The organism is Rathayibacter sp. AY1F8, from assembly GCF_002932165.1.
In the GTDB taxonomy this organism is placed as follows: Bacteria; Actinomycetota; Actinomycetes; order Actinomycetales; family Microbacteriaceae; genus Rathayibacter.
Genome location: NZ_PSVB01000034.1, coordinates 1 through 23,836, shown reverse-complemented (window position 1 = coordinate 23,836; position 23,836 = coordinate 1). Strand labels below are relative to the sequence as shown.

Sequence of the window (23,836 nt, the reverse complement as noted above, 5' to 3'; positions counted from 1 at the left end):
GTGACGGGGCGGGGGTCGGCCGGCGGGGTCCGGAGCTGACGAACGCCGATCAGGCGCGGCGTCGGCCGCCGGCTGGGCAGCTGGCTCCGACCTGCTCCCGCGACTGCTCCCGCGACTGCTCGAGAGTTGTCGCACTCGACGCCCAGTGCGACAACTCCTGGACTCTCGTGGCGCTCTCTCCCCGGCGGGCCGCCGCGACCATCCAGAAGTCGCCGTAGTCGGTCGCGAGCACGGCGACTCCTGGCTACTCGCCGCCTGTAAACAAGCGTTGGGTGTCGGCGGCTCCGACGGCCGCGACTGCTCGAGAGTTGTCGCACTCGACGCCCAGTGCGACAACTCCTGGACTCTCGTGGCGATCGCTCGTCGGCGGGCCGCCGCGACCATTCAGAAGTCGCCGTGGTCGGTCGCGAGCACGGTGACTTCTGTCTGCACGCCGCCTGCGGACGTGCGCAGGGAGCCGGCGGCCGGCGGCCGGCGACTGTCCAGGAGTTGTCGCAGTCGATGCCGAGTGCGACAACTCCTGGACTCTCGCGAAAGTCCTGCGCTGTCGCGAGGCGCGCGGCTCAGCCGCGCTCGGCGCGCTCGGCGAGGAGGTACTGCCAGTCGCGCGGCACGCGGTCCTTCGGCCCCGGGGTGGTCTGGCTCGCCGGGTGGCTCTGCGGGTCGGCCAGTGCGGGGCCGTCGGCGTAGTCGTCGGTCCGGTAGTCCCAGAACCGGTCCTCGCCGGGCTCGAAGCTGCGAATGACCGCGTGGCCCGTCGAGTGGTAGTGGGCCGTCGCGTGGCGGTTCAGCGAGTCGTCGCAGCAGCCGATGTGCCCGCAGAGCGCGCAACGGCGCAGGTGCAGCCACCACGAGCCGGACTGCTCGCACTCGACGCAGCCGGGGCCGCTCGGCGGGACGGAGGGGTCGATCATCTGCTGCGACGTCATGCGCTCAGCATGCGCCTCCCGCGGCGGCAGGCACCAGGTCGGATGACTCGATCCTGCGGCTCCGTCACGCGCTCCGGGCGTCCTCGAGGCTGAGGAGCGCGTCGCGGAGCCCGGCCCGCGAGGTCACCCCGAGCTTGGGGAAGATCCGGTACAGGTGCCCGCTGACGGTGCGGGGCGAGACGAAGAGCTGCTGGGCGATCTGCTTGTTCGACAGGCCGGCAGCTGCCAGCGAGACCACGCGCCGCTCCTGCTCGCTGAGGTCGGCGGCGACCGGCGCCTCCCCCGCTCCGCCCGCCGCCCGCAGCTCGTGCTGGGCGCGGGCGAGCCAGAGCTCGGCCCCCACCGCGGCGAACCCCGCGGCGGCCTGGCGGAACCGGGTGCGCGCCTCCAGCGGGCGCATCCGGCGGCGCAGCCACTCGCCGTGGCAGAGCTGGACGCGCGCCCGCTCGAACGGCCACTCCTCGGAGGCCGGGTCGAGGGCGCGCTCGAAGAGGGCACCCGCGCCGCCGGTCGGATCGAGGACCGCGGTCGCCGCGAGGGCGAGCATCCGCCCGCGGGGAGCGAGGGGCCGCGCGGCGAGTTCCGCCGCGGCCGCCGCCAGCTCGGCGCAGTGCTCGGGCAGGCGGAGGCGCGAGGCGGCCTCGGCGGCGTCGAGGAGCTCCAGCGGATCGCCGCCGGCGCGGGAGGAGGAGCGGGCGTGCGCCTCCTCGAAACGGCCGCCGCCGAGGTCGAGCGAGCACAGGGCGTGATCGGCGGCGCGCGCGACCGACGCCGCTCCGTGCCGCAGCGCCCAGGCCGTCGCGCGCTCGGCGCACTCGAGGGTGCGTGCCCGGTCGCCCTGCACGGCGTGGACCCGGGCGCGAGTCGCGTCGATCAGCGCGCGCACGGCGGGCAGGTCGTCGGCGCGGGCGGCCGCGCGGTCGAGGTCGGCCGAGGCGTCGTCGAGGCGACCGCCGTCGACGGCGTTGGTGCCGCGACGGAGGAGGGCGAGGGCGCCGGGCAGGCCGTCCGCCTCCTCCCCGCCGTCGAGGAGCCCGGCGAGGCGGTCGCGGCGCTCGTCCGAGACCTCGAGCAGCGACCAGGCGAGATGCAGCGCGACCGTCTTCCACGGGTCGCCCGTGGCCGCGGAGTCCTCGGCGAGCCGCAGGCGACCCTCCCACTCCTCGTCCGGGACCGGCCGCACGCAGGCCTCCACGAGGCGCAGGACGGGATCGAGGGGGTGCTCCTCGCCGACGGCGAGCGCCTCCTGCCACCACGCGGGATCGCCGCGGAGCATGCAGGCGAGGTGGAGGACGGTCGCCAGCAGGTCGGCGGCGGCGTCGTGAGGGGCGACGCGGTCGGCGGAGAAGCTGCTGGCGTCGTCGCGGGAGGCGTCGGTCTCGGCGGGAGCGACACCGCCGACTGGAGAGGCACCACCGACAGGAGAGGCACCACCGACAGACGAGGCACCGCCGGCGAGCGAGGCACCACCGACTCGCGAGCCCCCACGCCCCACCCGAGCGCCGAGCCCCCGGAGGGCCGCGCGGCGGACCCCGCCCACGTCCCCCGTGCGGAGCAGCGCATCGGCCAGCCGCGCCGCCTCGACGCCGGCCCCGGGAACCCCGCCGTCCTCCCGCGAGCGCTCGACCACCCGCTCGAGGGCCGCCGCGTCGCCGGTGAAGGCCGCGACGGCAGCCGCGCGCGTCTCGAGCTCCTCCCGCAGAGCACCACCGCGCGCACTCGACCGCGCCTCGGCGAGGAGGAGCAGCGCCTCCTGCGGCCGACCCGCGCAAAGTCGCTCCTCCGCCGCGTCCCTCAGCAGCCGCGCCCGCTCCTCCGGCCCGGCGGCGTCGTCCGCCGCGAGCAGCAGGCGGAGGTGCGGGGCCGACTCCGGGCGCTCGGCGAGCCGCCTCCGGGCCGCCCGCAGCGCTCGGGGCGTCGCCGTCGAGAGCACCACCGCTCGGACCACCGGGTCGCGGAACGCACGGCCGCCCGCCGTCAGGATCCCCGCCTGCACCAGGGCGCTGTCCCCGTCTCCGAGGGCCGACCCGATGCTCTCCGGGAACTCGGCGCCCGCCACCGCGGCGACCAGGAGCGCCTCCCGGCTCGGCTCCGACAGCGGAGCCAGCAGATCGAGCACCCGGGTCTCGGCCTGCTCGAGTCGCGGGTAGACCGGGAAGGGCGAGGGAACGTCCTCGTCGGCCCAGGCCAGCCCGAGGACGTCGAGGAGCAGCGGATTCCCCTCCGCGACCCGCAGCAGGCGCGCCTCGACGGCGAGCGGCCGGCGGCCGTCGTGGGTGCGCAGGAAGCCGCGGGCCGCCTCCGCGTCGAGGGGCTCCGTGCGACGGTGCCGGAGGCCCTCCCAGCCGGCGAGGACGCGACGGTCGCCGGTGGCGAGGAGGCAGGCGGCGCCGACCTCGTCCACCAGCCGGGTCACCAGGGCCTGGAGGGTCTCGCGGGCGGCGACGTCGAACCGCTCCCAGTCGTCGACGACGATCAGGAAGCCGGGGTCGCAGGGCGAGGCGGAGGAGTCGCGCACCCGCTGCAGACGGCCGATCAGCGTGGCGAACAGCGCGAGCGAGGACGCGCCGATCACGGCGTCGCCCCGGTCCGGCCGCACCTCCACGACCTCGCAGCCGGCGGCGCGAGCGGTGGCCGCGGCGGAGCGCAGCATGTGCGTCCGGCCCGAGCCGATCCCGCCCTCGACCACCAGGAGCCGCTCCCGCGCGGGCGACGCCGAGCTCAGCATCCGGACCACCACGTCCTCGGGGGCGCTCGGGTGCGCGGGCGGCGAGGAGAGTGCACTGATCGTCATCGCGACTCCTGAGGGACGGGTTCCGAGGACCCCATGCTGACCGCCGGGCGCGGCCGCGCTCTCCTCCCTCTGTCGGAACCCTCCGGAGCGCTCCCTCTGGCGAACCGTCCCGAGCGCCCGGCCCCCGGTCGGCGCCGGGCAGGAGGCGCAGCAGGGCAGTGGGCCCCGCGAGCGCCCGACGGTACTCTGTGTCCCACCGGACGACCGGTACGGCCCCACCCCCGCACGACCGCCGCTCGACCCGGCGGGTGATCCGATGGAGTCGCACGATGAGCTCTCGCAGCCCCCTCGCGGAGTTCCTCCGCGCTCGCCGGGCGGCGCTGCGGCCGGAGCAGGTCGGCGTGCCGACCGCGGGCACCCGGCGGCGGGTGTCGGGCCTGCGCCGCGAGGAGGTCGCCGACCGCGCCCGGATCAGCCGCGACTACTACCTCCGCGTCGAGCAGGGGCACGCGGTCGCCCCGTCCGACCAGGTGCTGAACGCCCTCGCCGAGGCGCTCGCCTTCGACGAGTTCGAGCGCGCCTACCTCTTCCGGCTCGCCCGGCTGCGCCCCGGGCCGCGCGATCCCGACTCTCCTCCGCCGGGCCAGGGCGTGGAGTCGCTGCTCGCCCACTGGCCGAGGACCCCGGCGTACGCGTTCGACCGCAACCTCGACGTCCTCGGCGCGAACGACCTGATGAGCCGTCTCGCCCCCGACAAGGGCGTGCCCGGCGCCAACATGCTGCTCTCCACGTCCCGCGGCTACGCGCGCGCCGTGGCGAACGGCGACCCGCCGGACCAGCTGCGGGCGTGGGGCCAGGTCTTCCGCGAGCTGATCGCCGCGCTGCGGTTCTACAGCGACCCCGACGATCCGCGGCTGCACGAGATCGTCGGCGAGTGCTCGGTCGAGAATCCGCTGTTCCGGTCGATCTGGGCCGAGTACCAGGTCCGCCCCTTCACCCACCGGTGGATCCGCGTCCACGTCGAGCCGTTCGGCTGGCTCGACCTCGAGATGCAGACCCTGGAGCTCGCCGGCGCTCCGGGCCGGTACGTCGTGACCTACCTCGCGGCAGCGGGGACTCCGGCGGCTGCGGCCGTCGACGTCCTCGCCTCGCTGCGGCCCGCTCCGGAGGCGGGCACCGCGCTGGCCGCCCCGGCCGGCGCCTGACGCGTGGCCGCGAGCCGGGCGAGAGCCTCGCGATCCGTCGCGTCACCCGCCTCGAACAGGAGCAGGAGGCGCGCGCCGTCCCGGACCAGCCGGTAGTCCATCGGAACGGAGCCGACCGCGGTGTCGAGGAACACGACCGACCCGCGTGCGTCGGCCTCCGCCCCGGCCGCCCACGAGTCCGCGAACCGCGGGCTCCTCGCCGAGAGCTCCCCGACGACCGTCAGGAACTCCCGGTCCCCCCGATGCCGCTCGAGCGAGTCGCGGAGCATCGCCGCGACCTGATCGGCGGCGGACCCCCAGCAGGGCAGGTCCTCGACCTCGGACGAGTCCAGGAAGGTGAAGCGGGCGATGCTCACTCCTGGGGCGAAGGCGGGCGAGAGCGCCCGCGCGAGCGGAGTCGCGGCCAGCACCCGCAGGTGCCGGTCCAGCAGCACCGCCGCCCTCCCCGCCCACGGCAGGAGCGCCGCCTCGTGATCCTCCGCCATGTCCCCGTCCCCTCCGCGCGTCCCTCCCTCAGCGCAACGGAGTGATCCCCTGCGTCCCGGGCGGGAAGGTCGCCAGCACCTCCTCCGGGATGTTCAGGTGCTGCGCGACCAGCGACGGCGGCAGGTGGCTCAGCCACTGGGCGAGCGACACCTCCTCGTAGCGGGAGCTCTTGAAGGTCTCGATGTAGACGAGCGTGTCGTCGCCGGTGTTCTCCACGTAGTGGCCGAAGTTGCGGCGCACGACGCCCACGTCTCCGGCGTGGAAGTCGGTCGTGTTGGCGTGCGGGCCGGTGTTGAAGACGGTCATCCGAGCGGATCCGCGGAGGTAGTACTGCCACTCGTCGGCGTTGGGGTGCCAGTGCAGCTCGCGCATCGAGCCGGGCTCGACGGTCGTCAGCGCGGCCGAGACCGTGCGCGAGGCCGGGAAGTTCGTGCTGTCGGCGATCTGGATCCGGCCGCCGCTGTTCTGGTACACGGGCTCGGAGCGGGAGAGCCGGAAGATCACCGCCTCGTCGCCGTCCTGCACCCCGGCCGCGGCCCGGTCGGCCTGGAGGTCGCCGGGCACGTCGCCCGGGAAGATCCAGAGGTCGTGCAGCGGGATGTCGCGGAAGACCTCCTGCGCGACGCCGAAGTTCTTCGCCAGCACGTCCGGCGGCGTGTGCGCGAACCAGTCGGTGAGCAGGAGCGTGTTGCTCTCGGACTGCTCGCCGTCGTCGAACGCGAGCACGAACTCCGCCCCGTCCGGGCCGAGGCCCTGCAGGGAGTGCGGCAGGCCGGGCGGGAAGTACCAGAGGTCCCCCTCCTGCACGTCGTCGACGCTGGGCCGGCCGGTGCGGCTGAGCGTGGTGATGCGGCAGTTCCCCTTGGTCATCAGCGCCCACTCGGCGCTCTGGTGCCAGTGCAGCTCGCGGATCCCGCCGGCCTCGAGGTACATGTTCACGCCGGCGATCTCGTTCGAGATCGCGAAATCGGCCTGCGTGAGCTCGCGCGCCCAGCCTCCCCGCTGCACCCGCCGCGGCGAGATGTTGAAGGAGGACCAGAAGAACGGCTGCGTGCTGATGTCCGTCGCGGGCGCGGCGATCTGGTTCGGGAACAGTCCCTCCAGGACGCGGTTCTGCGGGCCGGTCATCGTGTTCGCCGAGGGATCGCCCTCGGTGTTCACGATCCCCTCCTGGGGGAGGTCCGGGTCTCCGAAACCGGGGGTCTCGTGGTGCGGAGCGGTGCTGTCGTCGGGTTCCACGGCGTTCTCCCTGCTGATCGTCCTGCGCGCCTGCGCTGCTCCGATCCCACCGCTCCGGCCCGGGCGGCACCACGGTCATCCGACTCGATCCGCGCCCCGACGACCGGCCCGGGTCAGCCGCCCAGGCCCTCGAGCACGTCCCGCGAGGGCACGAAGTAGACCCCGCCGGTCGTCGCGGTCGAGAAGTCGAGGAGGCGGTCGTGCCGGCCCGCGGGCACGCCGACGAACATCCGCGTCAGCATCGTCTCGATCACCGACAGGTCGGCGGCCAGGCCGAGGAAGTACGTGCCGAACTCGCCCCTGCCGGGCCGGCCGAAGGGCATGTTGTCGCGGAGGATGTCGTGCTCGGTCCCGCCGGCGTCGACTACGGTCGCGAGCCCCTTGTGCGAGAGCTGCGCCGGATCGTCCTCGCGCTCGACGTTGTCGGCCTTGCTCCGGCCGATGACCCGCTCCTGCTGCTCGGTGGTGAGCGCGTGCCACGCCGTCAGGTCGTGCAGGTACTTCTGCACGACCAGGTAGCTGCCGCCCGCGAACGCCGCGTCCTCCGCGCCGATCAGCGCGACGCGGGGCAGCGCCTCGCCGGTCGGATTCTCGGTGCCGTCGACGAAGCCCAGCAGGTCGCGGTTGTCGAAGTAGCGGAAGCCGACCACCTCGTCGCGGACGACGACGTCCTCGCCGAGCGCGTCGAGCAGGAGGCGCTCGAACTCGAAGCAGGCGTCGTCCCGCTCCGCCCGGATGTGGAACAGGAGGTCGGTCTGCGTCGAGACGGCCGTGTGCGCCGCGCCCACCACCTCCCTGAACGGATGCAGCTGCGCGGGGCGCCCCTCCCCGCCGAAGCGGTCCCATGCGTCGCTCCCGATCCCGACCAGGCAGGAGAGGCGCAGGCCCAGGTCGCGGAAGCCGACCGCGCGGAGGATCCCGCCCACGTCGGCGACGACGTCCCGCACGCGGTCCGCGGCGTCCTGCCCGCCGACGATGTCGAGCGAGAGGAAGACGGCGGACCGGCTGAGCGGAGCGACGACCGCCTGCGGCTCGATCGGGACGCGGTCCTCGACGGTCACCGGAGCACCGCCGGCCGGGGCGTCGTCGGCAGGGGCGTCGGCAGGGCCGTCGTCGTGGGCGTCGTCGTGGGCATCGCGACCTCCGATCCGCGCGCCGCGGGAGGGCGCGTCCGCCGCGATCCTGTCAGCGTCCGCGGTGCCGGTCACGAGTCATCCGACCCCACACGGCGTGCGCGGCCGGCGGCCTCGCCACCGCCCATGCGACCAGGTCTGGACGATCGTCGGAACATCTCCCCGCGCTCTTCAGGGAGCGCTCCCACGCCCCTATCGTGGAGCCGCTCCCCACCCTCATCCGGGGAGGCACCACCTTGGACACGACCCGGGCCGGGCTCGGGATCGACACGAGCACGGAGGTTCGAAGATGCCGTTTGTGACCACGGACGACGACGTCGAGATCTACTACAAGGACTGGGGCAGCACCGACGCGCAGCCCATCGTCTTCCACCACGGCTGGCCGCTGTCGTCCGACGACTGGGACGCGCAGATGCTGTTCTTCCACGCGCACGGCTACCGCGTCATCGCGACCGACCGCCGCGGGCACGGACGCTCGACCCAGGTCGGCACCGGACACGACATGGACCACTACGCCAGCGACGTGAACGCGGTCGTCGAGCACCTCGACCTGCGGAACGCGATCCACATCGGCCACTCCACCGGAGGCGGCCAGGTCGCGCGCTACGTCGCGAAGTACGGCGAGCCCCAGGGCCGCGTGGCCAAGGCCGTCCTCGTCTCGTCGGTCCCGCCGCTGATGGTGCAGACCGAGGCGAACCCCGAGGGCACGCCGATCTCGGTGTTCGACGGCTTCCGCGACGCTCTCGCGGCGAACCGCGCCGAGTTCTACCAGGCCGTGGCCTCCGGGCCCTTCTACGGCTTCAACCGCGAGGGGGTCGAGCTCTCGCAGCCCGTGGTCGACAACTGGTGGCGCCAGGGCATGACCGGATCCGCGCTCGCGCACTACGAGGGCATCAAGGCCTTCTCGGAGACGGACCAGACCGAGGACCTGAAGGCGATCACCGTCCCCGTCCTCGTCACCCAGGGCGACGACGACCAGGTCGTCCCCTACAAGGACGCCTCGCTCAAGCAGCACGAGCTGCTGCAGAACTCGACGCTCAAGATCTACGAGGGCTACCCGCACGGCATGCTGACCGTCCACGCCGACGTCATCAACCCCGACCTGCTGGCCTTCATCCAGGAGTAGCGAGGCACGCTCGCAGGCGCGTCCCGGCCGTTCCGGGGCGCGCCTGCGCGTCTGCGCTCGGAGTGGGTCCCGGCGCCCCTGCGAGCGGAGTCCGGCCTCAGACGTCGGCGCCCGCGTCCCTCCCGAGCACCGCGGCGAGCTCGCCCCGCCCGCCGATCCCGAGCTTGCGGTACGCCGCGTACAGGTGCGCGCCGACCGTGCGCGGCGAGAGGAACAGGTTCTGCGCGATCGCGCGGTTCGACAGCCCCGTGCTCGCGAGAGCGCAGATGCGCAGCTCCTGCGGGGTCAGCGTGGCCGCGGCCGGCGACGGCGCGTCGGCGATCCTCCCTCCGGCGGCCCGGAGCGCGTCACGGGCCCGATCGGCCCAGGCGCGGATCGGCAGCTCCTCGAGCATCGCCAGCGACTCGCGGAGGAGGGGCCGCGCCTCCGCCGCCTGACCGGCCCGGCGCAGCCCGTCGCCCACGAGCAGCAGCGCCCGCGCCCGCACGTACGGGAGCGGCGGCGGAGTCCGGCGGAGCAGCCCGGCCGCGGCGTCCGGCGCTCCGTCGGCGAGCGCCACGGCGATCTGCGCGTACCGGAGGGCCGCCTCGATCATCGGCTGGTGCCAGCGCTCGAAGAGCGATTCCAGCCTCGCGGCGTGCAGGCGAACGACTCCGACGTCCCCGATCGCGAGAGCCGCGTCGACGAGATCGGGCGTGGTCAGGATCGCGAAGCCGGGGTTCAGGGAGTCGTCGTCCGTGTCGAGGAGGGGCAGGAGCTCCGGCACGGCGTCGCCCGGTCGCGACTCGAGGACCGCCACCGCCGCTCGCGATCCGCGGAGCGTCGCCCGCATCACGCTCGAGCAGAGGACGGCCGCGCCGATCGCGCTGCCCGCGCTGATCGCCTCGGGATCGGGCGCGACGCCCTCCATCGCGTCGAACCAGGCCAGGCAGGCCCGGGACGCGGTCTCGAAGCCGACGTCCCCCAGGTCGCTCCCGAGGACGAGCGCCTCCTCGGCGAAGGAGCGGGCGCGCGAGAAGCGGCCGGCGAGCGACGTGGTCATCGAGGCGGCGAGGAGCGCCTGCGGGAGGATCCGGATGTCGCCGCGCGCGCGCAGCCCGGTGATCGCCTCCTCCAGGAGCTCCCGGGCGACCTCGACCTCGCCCGCCGTGTTGAGCGCGTAGCCGAGCCACCACGCCTCCTCCGGACCGCTCGCTCCGCCGGCCGCCGCGAGCGCCCGGCGGACGACCTCGTCGCCGCGGGCGATCGGCTCGGTGACCGCCGCGAGCAGGACGGCGCGCGGGTCGGAGTCGTCGAGGGCGAGCGCGCGCACCGCCTGGATCATCGGCTCCCCCGGCGACGCCTCGCGGTTGTGGTCCCAGGCGATGGCGGCGAGGTGCAGGAGCGCGGCGGTCGCGGCGTCGACGGCTCCGTGGCTCTGGAGCGCCGTCACTGCGGCGAGCGCGGGCGAGAGGTCTCCCCGCGAGAGGGCCGTGCGCCCGGTCGGCAGCGTCTCGCGCGTCCAGGCGGCGCGGGCGGTGAGCACCGGATCGACGGTCTCGCCCGCCGCGCGGTGCACGAGCAGCGCCGCCTCCGCGGTCCGGCCGGCGAGTCCGGAGTACTCGGCCGCGTCGATCAGGCGCGAGACGCGCAGCGGCCCCGCGGGGGTCAGCTCCGCCGCCCGCTCCATCGCCTGAGCCGCCAGGACGACGTCGCCCGTCGCGAGGCCGGACGCCGCGAGACCGGCGAGCTCCTCGCCCACCGGCCCGTCCGAGCCGGTCGCGAGCTCCGACCGCCACCAGAGCGTCCGGCTCGGGTCGTCGCGGTGCTCCTGGACGAGCGTGCGGAGCACGGCCGCGCGCTCGGAGGGGCGGCTCACGCTCGTCACCGCGGACTGCACGAGAGGGTGCCGGAAGCGGAGTCCGCTCCCCGGCGTCCAGCTGAGCAGCGACGCGGCGACGGCCCTGTCGATCCAGGAGGGGTCGGGGTGGCGGCCGATCGCCAGGTTCGCCAGCCGGCTCGCCTCCTCCGCCGTCGCGACGTCGCCCAGCGCCACGGCCAGCACGGCGAGCCGCGAGGGCTGGTCGAGCTCGGCGAAGCGCTCGGCGAAGGCCGATTCGAGGCGTCCGGTCACCGCGCGGTCCTCCGCCTCGTCGGCGGACGGGTCGCGCCCGGTCAGCTCCACCAGGGCGAGGGGATTCCCGCGGGCCAGGTCGAGCAGAGCGCGCCGGGCGGCGCCGCGAGGAGGATGCGGGAGCGTGTCCAGGAGAGCGGCCGAGTCGGCGGCCGACAGCGGCCCGAGGTGGAGGTGCTCGAGGCCGGAGTCCTCCTCGGGCCGATCCCTCGTGGTCATCACGACGACGACGCGGTCCTCGCCGATGCGCCGGGCGAGCATCCGCAGCGCCCACGCCGACTCCGGGTCGATCCGGTGCAGGTCCTCCACGACGACCAGCAGGGGCCGATCGGCGGCGGCGTCGCTCAGGAGGGTCAGGGCCGAGAGGCCGGCCAGGAGCGGCGTTGGCTGCACTCCCTCGGCCAGATGGAAGGCCACGCGGAGCGCGTCCCGCTGCGGCAGGGGCAGGCCGTCGAGGCCCGGGCGGAGCGGGTGCAGGAGGAGCTGCAGCGCCGCGTACTGGTCGCCCGACTCCGCTGCGGAGCCCGCGGTGCGCAGCACCCGCACATCGCGTGCGCGGGCGTAGGCGACGACCTCCTCGACCAGGGTGGTCTTGCCGACCCCGGCGTCCCCGTCGATGACGAGCGCCGACCCGTGGGCGGCGATGCCGTCGACCATCAGCCGGAGCCGCGCGAGCTCCGATCCCCGACCGACGACGAGCGCGTCCCGCTTCACGCGTCGAGTATCGCACCCTCGCGCAGACACTCCTCGACCCGGTGACGGGCCCGGATGAAATCGATCGCGGCGGCCGCGGCGCTGCCGGGGGCGCCGAAGAAGGAGGTCAGGAAGTGGTCGCCTCCGTGCACCTCCAGAGTCTGCCAGCGGAAGGCGATGAAGCCGAAGGGGTCGACGCGCACCGGCGACGAGCCCTCGCGGAGCGGATACGCCTCCTGGCTCGCCCAGACGCGGCGGAAGACCCGCGAGCGGCCGCCGAGCGAGGCGACCAGGACCCGCAGGCGCGGGTCCGCCGGGTCGGAGTGGAAGCGGAGGGCGGCGGTCATCACGGCGATCGTGCGGTCCCAGTCCTCGTGCCGCTCGGCGTCGGTCTCGAGCGCCGCGGCGTCGACGACGGCCTCGATCATGTTGGTCCCCTGCTCGCAGGCCAGGGGGAGGAACAGGCGGCCGAGCTCGTTCACGGCGACGAGGTCCTGGTAGCGGTCGACCACGTAGGCGGGCGTCGTGGTCCAGGACGAGACCATGCTCGTCAGGCTGCCGACCTGCGCCGGGGTCGGCCCGGCCTGCGCCCAGATCGGTGAGCGGCGCGGCGCGGCGTGCCCGCCGAGCCGGAAGAGGTAGTCCCGCCCGTCCGCGTCGAGACGGAACGCGCGGGCCAGAGCGTCCAGGACCTGCGCCGAGGGGCGGCGGTCCTTGCCCTGCTCGAGCCGCAGGTAGTAGTCCGGGCTGATCCCCGCGAGCACGGCGACCTCCTGGCGGCGCAGCCCGCTGACGCGGCGCCTGCCGTCGGCGCCCAGGCCGACCTCGTCGGGGCGCAGCCGGTCGCGGTGCCCCCGGAGGTAGGCGCCGAGCCGCGCGGTGTCCGTGTCCACGATCCCGCCCTTCTCTCCCTTCGAGGCTAGGGAGGAGGCGGGCCCGACTCCACGCGACGCCGACCTAGATCCGCGGCGGGAGTACCTAGATCGGCGGGGCGTGCTTCCGGGTGGGGGCGGTGCGCGGCGGGGTGCGGAGGAGCGCACCGGAACGCAGCGCACCCCTCCGCGATCGGTAAGAATCCGCGGTCAGCGCAGCTCCGCCGCGGCGTCGGCGATGACCCGCGCGACCTCCTCCGGGTGCGAGCGCATCACCAGGTGCGGCGCGTCGAGCTCGACGACCGAGCGCACGCCCGCCCGCCGGTAGCCGAACCGCTCGACGTCCGGATTGATCGTCCGGTCCGCGGCCGCGACGACGCCCCAGCTCGGCCGGGTCCGCCAGGCGGCGACGGGAGCGGCCTCACCGAAGGCCAGAGCGGCGAGCGGGCGCTGGCCGACCGCGAGCACGGCCGCCTCGGCCGGATCGATCCCGGCCGCGAGCACCTCCGGGAACGCCGACACCGCGACCGACACGTCCGTGCCCGGCTCCGCTCCGTCGATCGGGAACGGGGTGTAGACGAGGTTCGCCGGCAGGTCGGAGTCGGGGAAGGCTCCCTGCAGCTGCCCGAGGCTCTCCCCCTCCTCGAGCGCGTAGGCCGCGAGGTAGACGAGGCCGACCACGTTCTCGGCGGCGCCCGCCACCGTGATCACGGCGCCGCCGTAGGAGTGGCCCGCCAGCAGGACCGGCCCGTCGAGCTGCTCCACGAAGGAGCGGAGGTACTCCGCGTCGCCCAGCAGGCTGCGGTTCGGCACGGCCGGGACGCGCACGGCGTGGCCGGCGTCGAGCAGGATCCGCGTGACCGGGGCGAAGCTCGCGGCGTCGGCGAACGCTCCGTGGACGAGGACGATGGTGGGTGCGGGCATGGGGTGTCCTTCCGGTCGGGCTGCGGTCCGGCAGCCGGCTGCGCAGCCGATCCGGACCCGGGCCGAACCTAGGACGGCGGACGGCGCGCATCGTGACCCCGCGACTCCCCTGCCGACCGGGCGGCCGCCTGTCGCCCGCCCGAGGACACGCTCCAGCGCTCGTCCCGCCCGCTCACGGCGGGCCCGGCCCGCTGCAGCGTCCGCGTCCTGGTCCCGGCGGGGTCACCCTTCGACGGCCGGACCGCCCGGGATCGCGGCGCGGTCGGCCGGCGGCCTCTCCGGCCGGATCGCCGGCGACAGCGGCGGATCGGCACGCGGACTCCTGCGGCCCGAGACCCGGGCCGCGGCGCGTCAGCTCGCGAACTCCTCCGGCCAGCCCAGCGCGGCCAGCGACCGGCGCACGCGCTCGATGTCCTCCTCCGAGGGCAGCTCCGAGGTCACTCCGGCGATCGCTGTGCCGACGTCCGCGCGGGAGGCGGGCGCGTCGGCGGCGAGACCGGCGGCCACCTCGGCCACCTCCTCGTCGCTCAGACGGCGGCGGAGGAGCGCCAGCAGCGGCACGAAGTCCTGCTCGGGCAGCCCGGCCGGGTAGCCGGCGCGCAGCCAGCGGACGATGCGCGTGACGAGGCCCTCGCGGGTGTCCGGCTCGGCCAGCGACTCCGGGCCCGCCAGCGGCCAGCCCGCCTTCGCGAGCCGTGAGGAGACGCGGGCGACGTCCTCGGGCATCGCCGGTCCGAGCAGCAGCTGCTCGATCCGCTCGCGGACCACGGCCCGTGAGACGACCGTCTCGGCCCGCTCCGACTCCGACAGGAGCCGCGCGACGACCTGCTCGACCTCGTCCGCCGTGAGGCTGCGGCGCAGCAGGCCCAGCAGCGGCAGGTAGTCCTGCTCCGGCACGCCCGACGGGTAGCCCGCGCGCAGCCAGCCGACCACGCGGGCGACGATCCCCTCCCGCGCCGCGATCGGATCGGTCGAGGCCATGCTCAGCCCTTGGGCACGAAGGTCGGGATCACGTGCTCGAAGCTCACCGACTGGCCGAGGCCCGTCGCGATGATGACGCTCAGGCCGATCACGACGGAGCCGACGACGAGGGCGAAGCAGAGCACGCCGATCCCGCGCAGCACCGGGGCGGGCAGACCGCTCCGGACCGCGCGGGCGTCGGACCCGCCCGAGGCGGGAGCACCGGCGGCGACGGCGAAGGAGCGGACGCCGACGGCGAAGAGCACGGGCAGGCCTGCTCCGAGGAGCACGGCGACGAGGGCCACCTGGCCGGCGGCGGAGAGGAAGAGGGAGAGCACGGTGCGGATCCTTTCGCTCAGACGCCGGCGGTCTCGGGCGCGGGGCGTGCCGCCGCGTCCTGCCACTCGTCGTTGACGTTGTGCGCGCCGATGCTGTCGCGGCGCGAGCGGATGTAGATGAGGGAGGCGACGGCGACGAGGATCGCGGCCATCAGGAGGCCGCCGGCCGCGCCTCCGACGAGGTGGCCGATCCACCACATCACGGCGCCGACGAGGGCGGCGGCCGGGAGCGTGATGACCCAGGCGATCACCATGCGCAGCGCCACGCGCCAGCGCACCTGCGCTCCGGGGCGGCCGACTCCGGAGCCGAGGATCGAGCCGGTCGCGACGTGGGTGGTCGAGAGGGCGAAGCCGAGGTGGCTGGAGGCGAGGATGACCGCGGCGGAGGCGCTCTCGGCGGCCATGCCCTGCGGGGTGTCGATCTCGACGAGGCCCTTGCCGACGGTGCGGATGATCCGCCAGCCGCCGATGTAGGTGCCGAGCGAGATGGCCAGCGCGCAGCTGAGCTTGACCCAGAAGGGGACCGACTCGGTGTCGCTCCAGCCGCCGGCCGCGATCAGCGCGAGCGTGATCACTCCCATGGTCTTCTGCGCGTCGTTGGTGCCGTGCGCGAGCGAGACGAGGGAGGCGCTGCCGATCTGACCGAAGCGGAAGCCGCGGTGGAGGCTCTTCTCGGCGAGGTTGCCGATCACCCGGAAGACGAGCCAGGTGCCGATCGCCGCGACCGCTCCGGCGAGCACGGGCGACATCAGCGCCGGGAGGATCACCTTGCCGACGACGCCGTCGAGCTTCGTGCCGTCGCCGGCCCAGTTGACGCCGTTGAGGCCGAGGCCCGCGAGAGCGGAGCCGATCAGGCCGCCGAAGAGGGCGTGCGACGAGCTCGAGGGAAGGCCGAGCAGCCAGGTCAGCAGGTTCCAGACGATGCCGCCGATGAGGCCGGCCAGCACGATCAGCAGCAGAGCGGATCCGCCGTCCTCGAGCAGCGCCGGATCGGGTGCGCCCGAGGAGTCCTGGATCTTCACGACCGCGTTGGTGACGGTCAGCGCCACCTCGATGCTGAGGAACGCACCGACGAGGTTCAGCGACGCCGAGAGGGCGACGGCGGTGCGGGGCTTCAGGGCACCGGTCGCGATGGACGTGGCCATCGCGTTCGCCGTGTCATGGAAGCCGTTGGTGAAGTCGAAGGCGAGAGCTGTGACGACGACGAGCGCGAGCAGGATGAAGGGATCCACGCAGACATGATGCTCCCGTGGCGGGAGGCGTTCCGGCGTGGTCGCGAGGCTTCACCTGCTGTTCACCTCGCGGGGCACGCCCGCCCGAGTAGTCTGTGCAGATTCTCAGGCGGGCGGCGCCTCTGCGGGTGCGATCCACCTGAGCCCGCACTGGCGTGCGGCGCTCAGACGAGCGCGGTCAGGAGGCCGAGCGCGGCAGCGGCGGGGTGAGGTCCGGGGTGTGCGCGGGGTCGGAGTCGGGGGCCGGCTCCGGCTGTGCGGCGGACCCGGCCGCGGCACCGGCGTCCTCGGCGGACTCCTGATCCTCGGCGGGCTCCTGCGAGCCGGGAAGCGGCGGGGTGAGGTCGAGGGCGCCGACCGCCGGCTCGGCGGCGTGCTTCGGCGTGGTCGGGCGGTTCTCGGCCGCGGCCGCCTTCTTCGCCGCCTTCTCCTGGGTCCGCTTGAGCTTCTCGGTCTGCTCGGCCAGCTTGCGGGCCTTCTTGCGCAGCTTCTTGCTGGAGTCGCGGACCGCCTCGTGCGCCGCGCGCACCGACTTCTCGGCCTTCTTCAGCGCCTTCTTCGCGCGCTTCTGCGCCGCCTTGTCGCGTGCGTCCTTGTCCTTGCCGGTCCCGGCCATGTCCGCTCCTCCGCTCGTCGACCGCTCCGGCCGACTCCCCCACGCTACCGAGCGGCACCCGCCCCGCGAACCCGCTGGCGAGCGCGCCCGGGCCGCGCTAGGCGCGCGGGCGGCGGCCGTTCTGCGCCCGTGCCGTCCCGCCTCCCCTTCCCCCTGGTCGCCGCCTCTCCTCCTTTCTCCTCGGCTCTCGCTTCAGCCCTGCGGTGCCATTCGCGGCTGGGAGTCGCGGGCGAGTCGACCCCGCGACGGGCGCGGGTTCGGCAGGCTGGGGGCATGGTCTTCCAGCACGATCCCGGCGGCTACCAGGGCCGCGCCGGCCTCCGGCGTCCCGTGCGCGGGCCCAGGCGCGACAAGTGGATGTGGTGGCGCCTGGGCTCCGGAGTCGCGGCGACGGTCGCCGGTGTGATCGCCCTGCTGGTCTTCACCGCCGACCGCTGAGCACGCCCACCGGCGACCCGGCGCACCCCCGCCGCTCCGGATCGAGAGCCGATCGATGCGCTCAACCGCTTGACTCCGGAGGTTTCTCTCAGGTCGGGTCCGGCGGAACGCGGGTAGTTTGGAGGGTCGCATCGGCTCAGCCGTGCGATCAGCCCCACTGCCCCACCCGGCGCTCGCCTCCCCCCTCGAGCGTCGGCAGACCTGGAACCTCCTCTGCATGCACCGTTCGTCACGCGCCTCGACTCCCACCCCCGCAGGAGCCGAGACCGGCAGTCCGTCCGCCCTCCCGACCCGTCGCTCGCTCCGGGAGCAGGAGTCCCGCAGCCGCCGCCCCTCGCGCGGCCCGTCGCGCCCCCGAGTCTCCGCAGTCGCCGCGATGACCCTCGTGGCCGGCATCGCGATCACCTCGACGATGCCCGCGTTCGCCGTGGGCGGCACCGCCGACTCCGAGCTGACCCGCGACACGGCCACCGCCGTCGCCGCGGCCCGCCCGCAGAGCTTCGTGGCGGCCGGAGTCGTGCAGCAGAGCGTCACCCGCGACGCCTTCGCCGCCGAGGCCAAGCCCGAGGTCCTCGTGCCCACCGCGTCCCTCGACGCGATCACCGCCACCTCCGGCGAGTCGACCGCGGCCGCCGCGGGAGCGTCCGGAGCGTGGGTCGTCCCGATCTCCGGCCACATCAGCAGCAGCTACGGCCCCCGCCCCGACGCGCCGGTCGCCGGCGTGAACCTGTTCCACAAGGGCACCGATCTCGCCGGCGCCTGCGGCACGCCCGTCCTCGCGGCCTCCAGCGGCACCGTCGAGGAGGCGTCGTACCAGGGCAGCTACGGCAACTGGATCCTGCTCGACAACGGCGGCGGCATCGAGACCGGCTACGCCCACAACAGCGAGCTGATGGTGTCGGTCGGCGAGACCGTCACCGTCGGCCAGGTCATCGCGCTGCGCGGCTCGACCGGCGCCTCGACCGGCTGCCACCTGCACTTCGAGACGCGGGTCGACGGCGAGGCGGTCGACGCCGTGCCGTTCATGGCCGAGCTCGGCGTCCCGATCGGCTGACGCCCCGGGCGACTCGAGAACCCGGACGTCGCGGTGGCCGCTCTCGACCACCGCGACTTCTGCGTTCTCGGAGGGCGCGGACCGGCGTCAGGGCCCGGGGACCGTTCGCGCCCCGGTCGAGACGGCGGCCGACCAGTGCGCGTCGTCCGGCACCGTCGTCACCCTGATCTCGGCGTCCTGCTCGACGGCGATCTGCATGGTGCCCGTGTTGCCGCCTCCCGTGCCGGTGCGGGTCGTGCTCGGGCTGTAGACGCACGACGATCCGCTCGTCATCAGGCCGACGACCTCGATCGTCACCTCGGCGTCCTCGGTGTCGCAGGCGACCGAGACGGTGATGTGCAGCGGGTCGCCGCTGAGATACACGCTCTGCGGATCGACGGGGCCGACCTGGTCGGTCCACCGCACGGCGGCGGTCGCTCCCTCGGGCAGCGTCACGGGCCCGAGCGGAGCGTCGGTGGGCGTCGCGGTCGGAGCGGCGGTCGCCGGAGCAGCGGTGCCGGGAACGGCGGGTGTCGCCTCCTCCGCCTGGTCGGCGCCGCTCGTGCAGCCGCTCAGAGCGAGCGCCGCGAGCAGTGCCGAGGCGCCCAGCGCGGTCGCGCGCCGTCCCGCCCGGAGCTCCGTCGCCCGGCGCGGAGCGGTCGTTCTCGTGGTGTCCATGGTGGTTCCCCCTGTCCACTGGCGTCCCTCCGGTCTACCCGAGCCCGCGCGGCCGCGGACCGCACTCTGCGGCGGTTGCCAGGGTCGGGAGCCGTGCTGCGGATCGATGGGGAGCTCCTCCGTACCGGCGCGGCGGCCCGTCGATCCGCTCGGGTGCCGCGGATGATCGGCACCGGGCGGATCCGACGCCCGCCGCACCCGGCGCACCCCGCCGAGCCGCCCCTCTGCACCCGGAAGGCACCGCCATGATCGCCTCGAACACCTACCCCTTCGCCGGACGCACCGTCCTGATCACCGGAGCCGGCTCCGGCATCGGCCGCTCCATCGCACGCGCCTTCCTCGAGCAGGGCGCGAGCGTCGCGGTCGCCGGGCGCACCCCCGCCACGCTCGAGGAGACCGTCGCCGGCTTCCCGGCCGAGCGCGTCCTGGTCGTGCCCACCGACGTCTCGGTCCGAGCCGAGGTCGACGCGCTCGTCGAGGGCACCGTCGCGAGGTTCGGCGGGATCGACGTCCTCGTGAACAACGCGGCCGGCCACCTCGGCGGCCCGATCGAGGAGGTGGAGGACGACGCCTGGCGCTCGCTCTTCGCGACGAACGTCGACGCCCTCTTCTACGCGGTGAAGGCGGCGCTCCCCCACCTCAAGGCGAGCCGCGGCAACATCGTCGTCGTCTCCTCCGTGTCGGGCATCCGCGGCGACTGGGGTCAGGCCGCCTACAACGCGACCAAGGGCGCGATCACGACGTTCGTGCAGTCGCTGGCCCTCGACTTCGGCGCGCACGGGGTGCGGGTCAACGCCGTCGCCCCCGCCTTCACGCAGACGCCGCTGACCGAGTCGATGGCCTCGACCCCCGAGGAGCTCGCGCCCTTCATCGACCGCATCGCCCTCGGACGCCCCGGGCAGCCGGACGACATCGCCCCGCCGGTGCTGTTCCTCGCCAGCGCGGACGCGGCGTACATCACCGGCGCGATCCTGGCCGTGGACGGCGGGACGAGCGCCTCGACGGGGCAGCCGCACCTGTAGGCGGGCGAGCGGCGGATCGGCGGCGACTCGGCGACTCGCCTGCTCGGCCGGGGCGGCTCGGTCGCCCGGAAGCGGCGGCCAGGCGAATCGGGGTCGGGGGGGGCGGCGGCTCTGCCCAGAACCCGAGTGCTCGCGTCGGATCCTGCGGCCCCGCTCGCGAGGGTCCACCGGGCTCGACTGCGGGCGCCCGCAGCCCGGATCACTCCATCCCTGACCGCGCACTCAGACTCAACCGACACCTGTGGAGTATCGTGGAGCCAATTGCATGCAGACGCATGGATACGGACTCGCCGACCACTCGGCCTCCGAGCCCATCCCTCTTCGAGCAGGAGTCGTCATGACCACCACCAGCACCCGCTTCACCGACCGCGTCGTCCTCATCACCGGAGGTGGATCCGGCCTGGGCCGCGCCGCAGCCGTCCGCCTCGCCCAGGAGGGCGCGAAGCTCGCCCTCGTCGACATCTCCGAGCAGGGCCTCGCCGCCACGGTCGACGTCCTGCCCGAGGGCACCGAGTCGATCACCGTCCTCGCCGACGTGTCGAAGGAGGCGGACGTGGACGCCTATGTCGCGCGCACCCTCGAGGCCTTCGGCCGGATCGACGGCTTCTTCAACAACGCCGGCATCGAGGGCCGCCAGAACCTCACCGAGGACTTCACGGCCGACGAGTTCGACAAGGTCGTCGCGATCAACCTCCGCGGCGTGTTCCTCGGCCTCGAGAAGGTGCTGAAGGTGATGCGCGAGCAGGGCTCGGGCATGGTCGTCAACACCGCGAGCGTCGGCGGCATCACCGCGATCGGCAACCAATCCGGCTACGCGGCCGCCAAGCACGGCGTCGTCGGCCTCACCCGCAACTCCGCGATCGAGTACGGCGAGTTCGGCATCCGCATCAACGCGATCGCGCCCGGGGCCATCTGGACCCCGATGGTCGAGAACTCGATGAAGCAGCTCGACCCGCAGAACCCGCGCAAGGCGGCCGAGGAGTTCATCCAGGTCAACCCGACCAAGCGCTACGGCGAGGCCGACGAGATCGCCTCGGTCGTCGCCTTCCTCCTCTCGGACGACGCCTCGTACGTGAACGCGACCGTCCTCCCGATCGACGGCGGTCAGTCCATCAAGTACTGAGGTCCCGCGGAGGGAGCGGAGGGAGCGCCTGCTGCGGCGGGCGAGCCCTCCGCTCTCCCGCTGACGCCGCGTCCTTCGTGAAACGGACTCGACCGCTCCTCCACAGGTGCTCCCTCCGACGGACATCCCCACCGGGCCTCCCCCACGCAGCACCCGGCACCGCAGCGGGAGCAGAATGGGGGTCGGTCCCGCCAGCGGCCGGACCTCGACCGCTACGGAGACATGCATGAACCCCACCGGGAGCTTCCGCGCCGCCCGCGACACCCTCCTGCAGCACCGCACCGATGCGGTCGCCGCGAACGAGGCCTTCCAGTGGCCGGACGTCGGGCCCCGCTTCAACTGGGCGGTGGACTGGTTCGACGCGATCGCCATCGGCAACGAGCGCCCCGCCCTCTGGATCGTGGAGGAGGACGGCTCCGAGGAGAAGTACTCCTTCGACCGGATGCGCTGGCGCTCCGACGAGGTCGCCGCCTGGCTCCACTCGGTCGGCGTCGAGCAGGGCGATCACGTGATGCTCATGCTCGGCAACCGCCTCGAGCTGTGGGAGTCGATGCTCGCGATCATGAAGCTCGGCGCGGTCATCCTCCCCACGACGACCCTGCTCTCACCCGCCGATCTGGCCGACCGCCTCGAGCGCGGCGAGGTCGCGCACGTCATCGCGGACGCCTCCGAGACAGCCAAGTTCGACGAGATGGAGGGCGGCTTCGGCCGCATCGCGGTCGGCGGCGCCGTCGAGGGCTGGCTCGACTACGCCGACTCGCTCGAGCCCTTCGGCATCAGCCCGACGGTGGTCGTCGAGAGCTCCGATCCGTGCCTGATCTACTTCACCTCCGGCACCACCTCGAAGCCCAAGATGGTCGTGCACACGCACGAGTCGTACCCCGTGGGGCACCTCAGCACGATGTACTGGCTCGGCGTGCAGCCGGGCGACGTGCACATGGCGATCAGCTCGCCGGGCTGGGGCAAGCACGCGTGGAGCTGCTTCTTCGCTCCGTGGAACGCCGAGGCGACGGTGTTCGTCTACAACTACAGCCGCTTCTCCCCCACCGCTCTGCACCAGCAGCTCGACCGGGCCGAGGTCACCACGTTCTGCGCGCCGCCGACCGTGTGGCGGATGCTGATCCAGTCGGCGCTGGGAGCGAAGCCGCGCGCGCTGACCGAGATCCTCTCGGCGGGCGAGCCGCTCAACCCCGAGGTCATCGCGACCGTCGAGCGGGAGTGGGGACTCACGATCCGCGACGGCTACGGCCAGACCGAGACCACCGCGATCATCGCGAACCCGCCCGGCGCCCCCGTGGTCCCCGGAGCGATGGGCCGCGCGCTGCCCGGCGTCGCGATCGCCCTCGTCGATCCGCTGACCGGCGAGCCCGCCTCCACCGGTGAGATCTGCCTCGACCTGTCCGTCGAGCCCGTCAACCTGATGTCCGGCTACCTCGGCGATGAGGACCGCACCGAGCGCGCCCGCGCCGACGGCTACTTCCACACCGGCGACGTGGCGGTCCGCGCGGTCGACGGCACGATCACCTTCGTGGGCCGCACCGACGACATCTTCAAGTCCTCCGACTTCAAGATCTCGCCGTTCGAGGTCGAGAGCGTGCTGCTGCAGCACCCCGCCGTCGCCGAGTCCGCGGTGGTGCCGGCTCCGGACGAGGTGCGCCACAGCGTGGTGAAGGCGTACGTCGCCCTCGCCGAGGGCTGGGAGCCGACCGCCGAGACGGCGAGCGCGATCTTCGCCCACACCCGCGAGCTGCTCTCCTCCTTCGAGCGGGTGCGGCGCCTCGAGTTCCACCCCCTGCCCAAGACGATCTCGGGCAAGATCCGCCGCGTCGAGCTGCGCGAGCGCGAGGAGGAGGCGTTCCGCCGCGGCGAGGAGATCCCCACGGAGTGGCGCGCCGACCGCCTCTAGGCGCGGCGGCCCTCGTCCGCCGATACACCGCCGGGATCGCCGAAGCACCGCTGAGACGGCGGCGCCTCGGCGGGGCGGTGGTGTCTCGGCGGGATGCGGTGGGCCGGGACGCCGGCCGCCGGTGACCAGCGGGAGCGGGAGCCGTCAGCGCGGAACCAGCGCGGCGTCGGCGGCGTCCGGATCAGAGGCCGGCGATCAGCTCGGCGTCAGCGCGGGAGTACAGCGATCAGCTCGCCGTGGTCGCGGACGCCGGGGGCGCTGCGGTGGAGCGAGTGGGTCACCTCGAGGCCGGCCTGCTCGGCGAGCGCGCGCATCTCGGCGAGCGGGTGAAACCACGCCGGTGCGACGGCGTGCGCGAACGCCTCCGAGCGCGGCCCTTCGAAGAAGCCGATCAGCAGGCTTCCGCCCGGTCGGAGGTGCGCGGCGAGCGCCGCGACCGCGCCGGGCAGCTCCGCCGGCGGCAGGTGGATGAGCGAGTACCACGCGAGAACGCCCCCGAGGCCGTCGACGTCGAGCTCGAGCGCCGAGCCGAGCCGGAACGGGACGTCCGGGAACCGCGCTCGAGCCAGCGCGACGAACTCCGGCACCGGGTCGACGCCGACCGCGGCGGCTCCGCGGCGCCGGAGAAACTCCGTCCAGTGCCCGGGCCCGCAGCCCACATCGGCGACCGTGCCCCCCAGCCCGTCGGCCCACGACCCGATCAGCTCGCGATCGGCCGCGGGCCCCGCGTCGACCGATCCGAGCAGCGCCGCGTACTCCTCCGCCCGCGCGCCGTACGCGTCCCGCACCTCGTCCATCCGGTGAGCGTAGGCCGTCTCGAAACAGCGCGCAGCGGGCACGCGGAGGCGCGTGGCACGTTCCGCGGTGCCGTTGGCACAGCTCGGCGGCACGGTCCACTGGCGCGTTCTGACGTTCTGGCGCGCCTGCCTCGTGAGCGTTCGCGCCCGGCCTCCCGAGGCGCTCCGCGAGGACGGATCATCGAGGTGCCGCGCCCCGTCCCCGCCCCGAAGGAGACCCGATGACCCCTGCCGACGCC

Annotated in this window: 22 protein-coding genes; 8 read left to right on the top strand and 14 right to left on the bottom strand. The window is 74.2% G+C overall.

The window, feature by feature from the left end; genetic code table 11:
• Positions 1-218 (top strand): hypothetical protein (locus C5C35_RS17155; protein WP_219814196.1); only part of this gene is annotated, 218 nt, incomplete at its 5' end.
• 345 nt (positions 219-563) lie between these two features.
• Here C5C35_RS17155 and C5C35_RS15990 read toward each other — a convergent pair.
• Positions 564-929, bottom strand: a complete 366-nt coding sequence (locus C5C35_RS15990) for a UBP-type zinc finger domain-containing protein (RefSeq protein ID WP_104263567.1) — start codon at positions 927-929, stop codon at positions 564-566.
• 64 nt (positions 930-993) lie between these two features.
• Positions 994-3,723: a LuxR C-terminal-related transcriptional regulator gene (locus C5C35_RS15985; RefSeq protein ID WP_104263566.1), complete on the bottom strand. Its 2,730-nt coding sequence runs from the start codon at positions 3,721-3,723 to the stop codon at positions 994-996.
• Positions 3,724-3,992: 269 nt separating this feature from the next.
• On the opposite strand from C5C35_RS15985, the gene C5C35_RS15980 reads away from it, so the two are divergent.
• On the top strand, positions 3,993-4,868 hold the full coding sequence (locus C5C35_RS15980; RefSeq protein WP_104227374.1) for a helix-turn-helix transcriptional regulator: 876 nt from the start codon (positions 3,993-3,995) through the stop codon (positions 4,866-4,868).
• Here the strand turns inward: C5C35_RS15980 and C5C35_RS15975 are convergent.
• From C5C35_RS15975 to C5C35_RS15965, 3 genes are all read right to left on the bottom strand, one after another.
• The gene (locus C5C35_RS15975; RefSeq protein ID WP_104261236.1) at positions 4,760-5,353 is read right to left on the bottom strand and encodes a hypothetical protein; all 594 of its coding nucleotides are present in this window, start codon (positions 5,351-5,353) and stop codon (positions 4,760-4,762) included. The genes C5C35_RS15980 and C5C35_RS15975 overlap by 109 nt on opposite strands.
• A 28-nt stretch (positions 5,354-5,381) precedes the next feature.
• Complete coding sequence (locus tag C5C35_RS15970; protein WP_244229514.1) at positions 5,382-6,593, bottom strand: cupin domain-containing protein; 1,212 nt, start codon at positions 6,591-6,593, stop codon at positions 5,382-5,384.
• Between the two features lie 113 nt (positions 6,594-6,706).
• Positions 6,707-7,801 carry a Dyp-type peroxidase gene (locus tag C5C35_RS15965; protein WP_308470973.1) on the bottom strand — a complete coding sequence of 365 codons (1,095 nt, stop codon included), beginning with the start codon at positions 7,799-7,801 and terminating at the stop codon, positions 6,707-6,709.
• Between the two features lie 214 nt (positions 7,802-8,015).
• Here C5C35_RS15965 and C5C35_RS15960 point away from each other — a divergent pair, with 214 nt between their 5' ends.
• Positions 8,016-8,852 carry an alpha/beta fold hydrolase gene (locus C5C35_RS15960; protein ID WP_104227375.1) on the top strand — a complete coding sequence of 279 codons (837 nt, stop codon included), beginning with the start codon at positions 8,016-8,018 and terminating at the stop codon, positions 8,850-8,852.
• 97 nt (positions 8,853-8,949) lie between these two features.
• On the opposite strand, the gene C5C35_RS15955 is transcribed toward C5C35_RS15960, so the two are convergent.
• The 7 genes from C5C35_RS15955 to C5C35_RS15925 all read right to left on the bottom strand — a co-directional run bounded on the left by C5C35_RS15955 (position 8,950) and on the right by C5C35_RS15925 (position 16,600).
• Positions 8,950-11,679, bottom strand: a complete 2,730-nt coding sequence (locus tag C5C35_RS15955; RefSeq protein ID WP_104263565.1) for an AAA family ATPase — start codon at positions 11,677-11,679, stop codon at positions 8,950-8,952.
• On the bottom strand, positions 11,676-12,551 hold the full coding sequence (locus C5C35_RS15950) for a helix-turn-helix domain-containing protein (protein ID WP_181134107.1): 876 nt from the start codon (positions 12,549-12,551) through the stop codon (positions 11,676-11,678). The genes C5C35_RS15955 and C5C35_RS15950 overlap by 4 nt, the downstream gene beginning before the upstream one ends.
• Positions 12,552-12,740: 189 nt before the next feature.
• Positions 12,741-13,454: an alpha/beta fold hydrolase gene (locus C5C35_RS15945; RefSeq protein WP_104263563.1), complete on the bottom strand. Its 714-nt coding sequence runs from the start codon at positions 13,452-13,454 to the stop codon at positions 12,741-12,743.
• Between the two features lie 351 nt (positions 13,455-13,805).
• Complete coding sequence (locus C5C35_RS15940) at positions 13,806-14,435, bottom strand: DUF3349 domain-containing protein (RefSeq protein ID WP_104263562.1); 630 nt, start codon at positions 14,433-14,435, stop codon at positions 13,806-13,808.
• 2 nt (positions 14,436-14,437) lie between these two features.
• A complete protein-coding gene (locus C5C35_RS15935) occupies positions 14,438-14,752 on the bottom strand; it encodes a hypothetical protein (protein ID WP_104263561.1) in 315 nt (104 codons plus the stop codon).
• A gap of 17 nt (positions 14,753-14,769) precedes the next feature.
• On the bottom strand, positions 14,770-15,984 hold the full coding sequence (locus tag C5C35_RS15930) for an inorganic phosphate transporter (RefSeq protein WP_104224012.1): 1,215 nt from the start codon (positions 15,982-15,984) through the stop codon (positions 14,770-14,772).
• 178 nt (positions 15,985-16,162) lie between these two features.
• Complete coding sequence (locus C5C35_RS15925; RefSeq protein WP_104263560.1) at positions 16,163-16,600, bottom strand: hypothetical protein; 438 nt, start codon at positions 16,598-16,600, stop codon at positions 16,163-16,165.
• A 273-nt stretch (positions 16,601-16,873) separates the two neighbouring features.
• Between C5C35_RS15925 and C5C35_RS17075 the strand changes: the two genes are divergently transcribed.
• Complete coding sequence (locus C5C35_RS17075) at positions 16,874-17,038, top strand: hypothetical protein (protein ID WP_159940529.1); 165 nt, start codon at positions 16,874-16,876, stop codon at positions 17,036-17,038.
• A gap of 376 nt (positions 17,039-17,414) precedes the next feature.
• Positions 17,415-18,092, top strand: coding sequence for a M23 family metallopeptidase (locus tag C5C35_RS15920; protein WP_181074628.1), 678 nt, complete (start codon positions 17,415-17,417; stop codon positions 18,090-18,092).
• Between the two features lie 87 nt (positions 18,093-18,179).
• Here C5C35_RS15920 and C5C35_RS15915 read toward each other — a convergent pair whose 3' ends face one another.
• Positions 18,180-18,749 carry a hypothetical protein gene (locus C5C35_RS15915; RefSeq protein WP_104263559.1) on the bottom strand — a complete coding sequence of 190 codons (570 nt, stop codon included), beginning with the start codon at positions 18,747-18,749 and terminating at the stop codon, positions 18,180-18,182.
• 245 nt (positions 18,750-18,994) lie between these two features.
• Here C5C35_RS15915 and C5C35_RS15910 point away from each other — a divergent pair, with 245 nt between their 5' ends.
• The 3 genes from C5C35_RS15910 to C5C35_RS15900 all read left to right on the top strand — a co-directional run bounded on the left by C5C35_RS15910 (position 18,995) and on the right by C5C35_RS15900 (position 22,800).
• Positions 18,995-19,771, top strand: coding sequence for an SDR family NAD(P)-dependent oxidoreductase (locus C5C35_RS15910; RefSeq protein ID WP_244229515.1), 777 nt, complete (start codon positions 18,995-18,997; stop codon positions 19,769-19,771).
• Between the two features lie 337 nt (positions 19,772-20,108).
• On the top strand, positions 20,109-20,894 hold the full coding sequence (locus tag C5C35_RS15905) for a glucose 1-dehydrogenase (RefSeq protein WP_167299040.1): 786 nt from the start codon (positions 20,109-20,111) through the stop codon (positions 20,892-20,894).
• Between the two features lie 226 nt (positions 20,895-21,120).
• Complete coding sequence (locus C5C35_RS15900; RefSeq protein ID WP_104263557.1) at positions 21,121-22,800, top strand: AMP-binding protein; 1,680 nt, start codon at positions 21,121-21,123, stop codon at positions 22,798-22,800.
• Between the two features lie 206 nt (positions 22,801-23,006).
• On the opposite strand, the gene C5C35_RS15895 is transcribed toward C5C35_RS15900, so the two are convergent.
• Positions 23,007-23,597, bottom strand: a complete 591-nt coding sequence (locus C5C35_RS15895) for a trans-aconitate 2-methyltransferase (protein ID WP_104248165.1) — start codon at positions 23,595-23,597, stop codon at positions 23,007-23,009.
• Positions 23,598-23,836 lie beyond the last annotated feature (239 nt).

Bases quoted from the DNA above. Each gene is read 5' to 3' on its own strand.
- C5C35_RS15975 (WP_104261236.1), bottom strand. From the start codon at position 5,353: ATGGCGGAGGATCACGAGGCGGCGCTCCTGCCGTGGGCGGGGAGGGCG.
- C5C35_RS15925 (WP_104263560.1), bottom strand. From the start codon at position 16,600: ATGGCCGGGACCGGCAAGGACAAGGACGCACGCGACAAGGCGGCGCAG.
- C5C35_RS15980 (WP_104227374.1), top strand. From the start codon at position 3,993: ATGAGCTCTCGCAGCCCCCTCGCGGAGTTCCTCCGCGCTCGCCGGGCG.
- C5C35_RS15945 (WP_104263563.1), bottom strand. From the start codon at position 13,454: ATGCCCGCACCCACCATCGTCCTCGTCCACGGAGCGTTCGCCGACGCC.
- C5C35_RS15985 (WP_104263566.1), bottom strand. From the start codon at position 3,723: ATGACGATCAGTGCACTCTCCTCGCCGCCCGCGCACCCGAGCGCCCCC.
- C5C35_RS15900 (WP_104263557.1), top strand. From the start codon at position 21,121: ATGAACCCCACCGGGAGCTTCCGCGCCGCCCGCGACACCCTCCTGCAG.
- C5C35_RS15905 (WP_167299040.1), top strand. From the start codon at position 20,109: ATGACCACCACCAGCACCCGCTTCACCGACCGCGTCGTCCTCATCACC.
- C5C35_RS17075 (WP_159940529.1), top strand. From the start codon at position 16,874: ATGGTCTTCCAGCACGATCCCGGCGGCTACCAGGGCCGCGCCGGCCTC.
- C5C35_RS15895 (WP_104248165.1), bottom strand. From the start codon at position 23,597: ATGGACGAGGTGCGGGACGCGTACGGCGCGCGGGCGGAGGAGTACGCG.
- C5C35_RS15960 (WP_104227375.1), top strand. From the start codon at position 8,016: ATGCCGTTTGTGACCACGGACGACGACGTCGAGATCTACTACAAGGAC.
- C5C35_RS15940 (WP_104263562.1), bottom strand. From the start codon at position 14,435: ATGGCCTCGACCGATCCGATCGCGGCGCGGGAGGGGATCGTCGCCCGC.
- C5C35_RS15990 (WP_104263567.1), bottom strand. From the start codon at position 929: ATGACGTCGCAGCAGATGATCGACCCCTCCGTCCCGCCGAGCGGCCCC.
- C5C35_RS15920 (WP_181074628.1), top strand. From the start codon at position 17,415: ATGACCCTCGTGGCCGGCATCGCGATCACCTCGACGATGCCCGCGTTC.
- C5C35_RS15915 (WP_104263559.1), bottom strand. From the start codon at position 18,749: ATGGACACCACGAGAACGACCGCTCCGCGCCGGGCGACGGAGCTCCGG.
- C5C35_RS15910 (WP_244229515.1), top strand. From the start codon at position 18,995: ATGATCGCCTCGAACACCTACCCCTTCGCCGGACGCACCGTCCTGATC.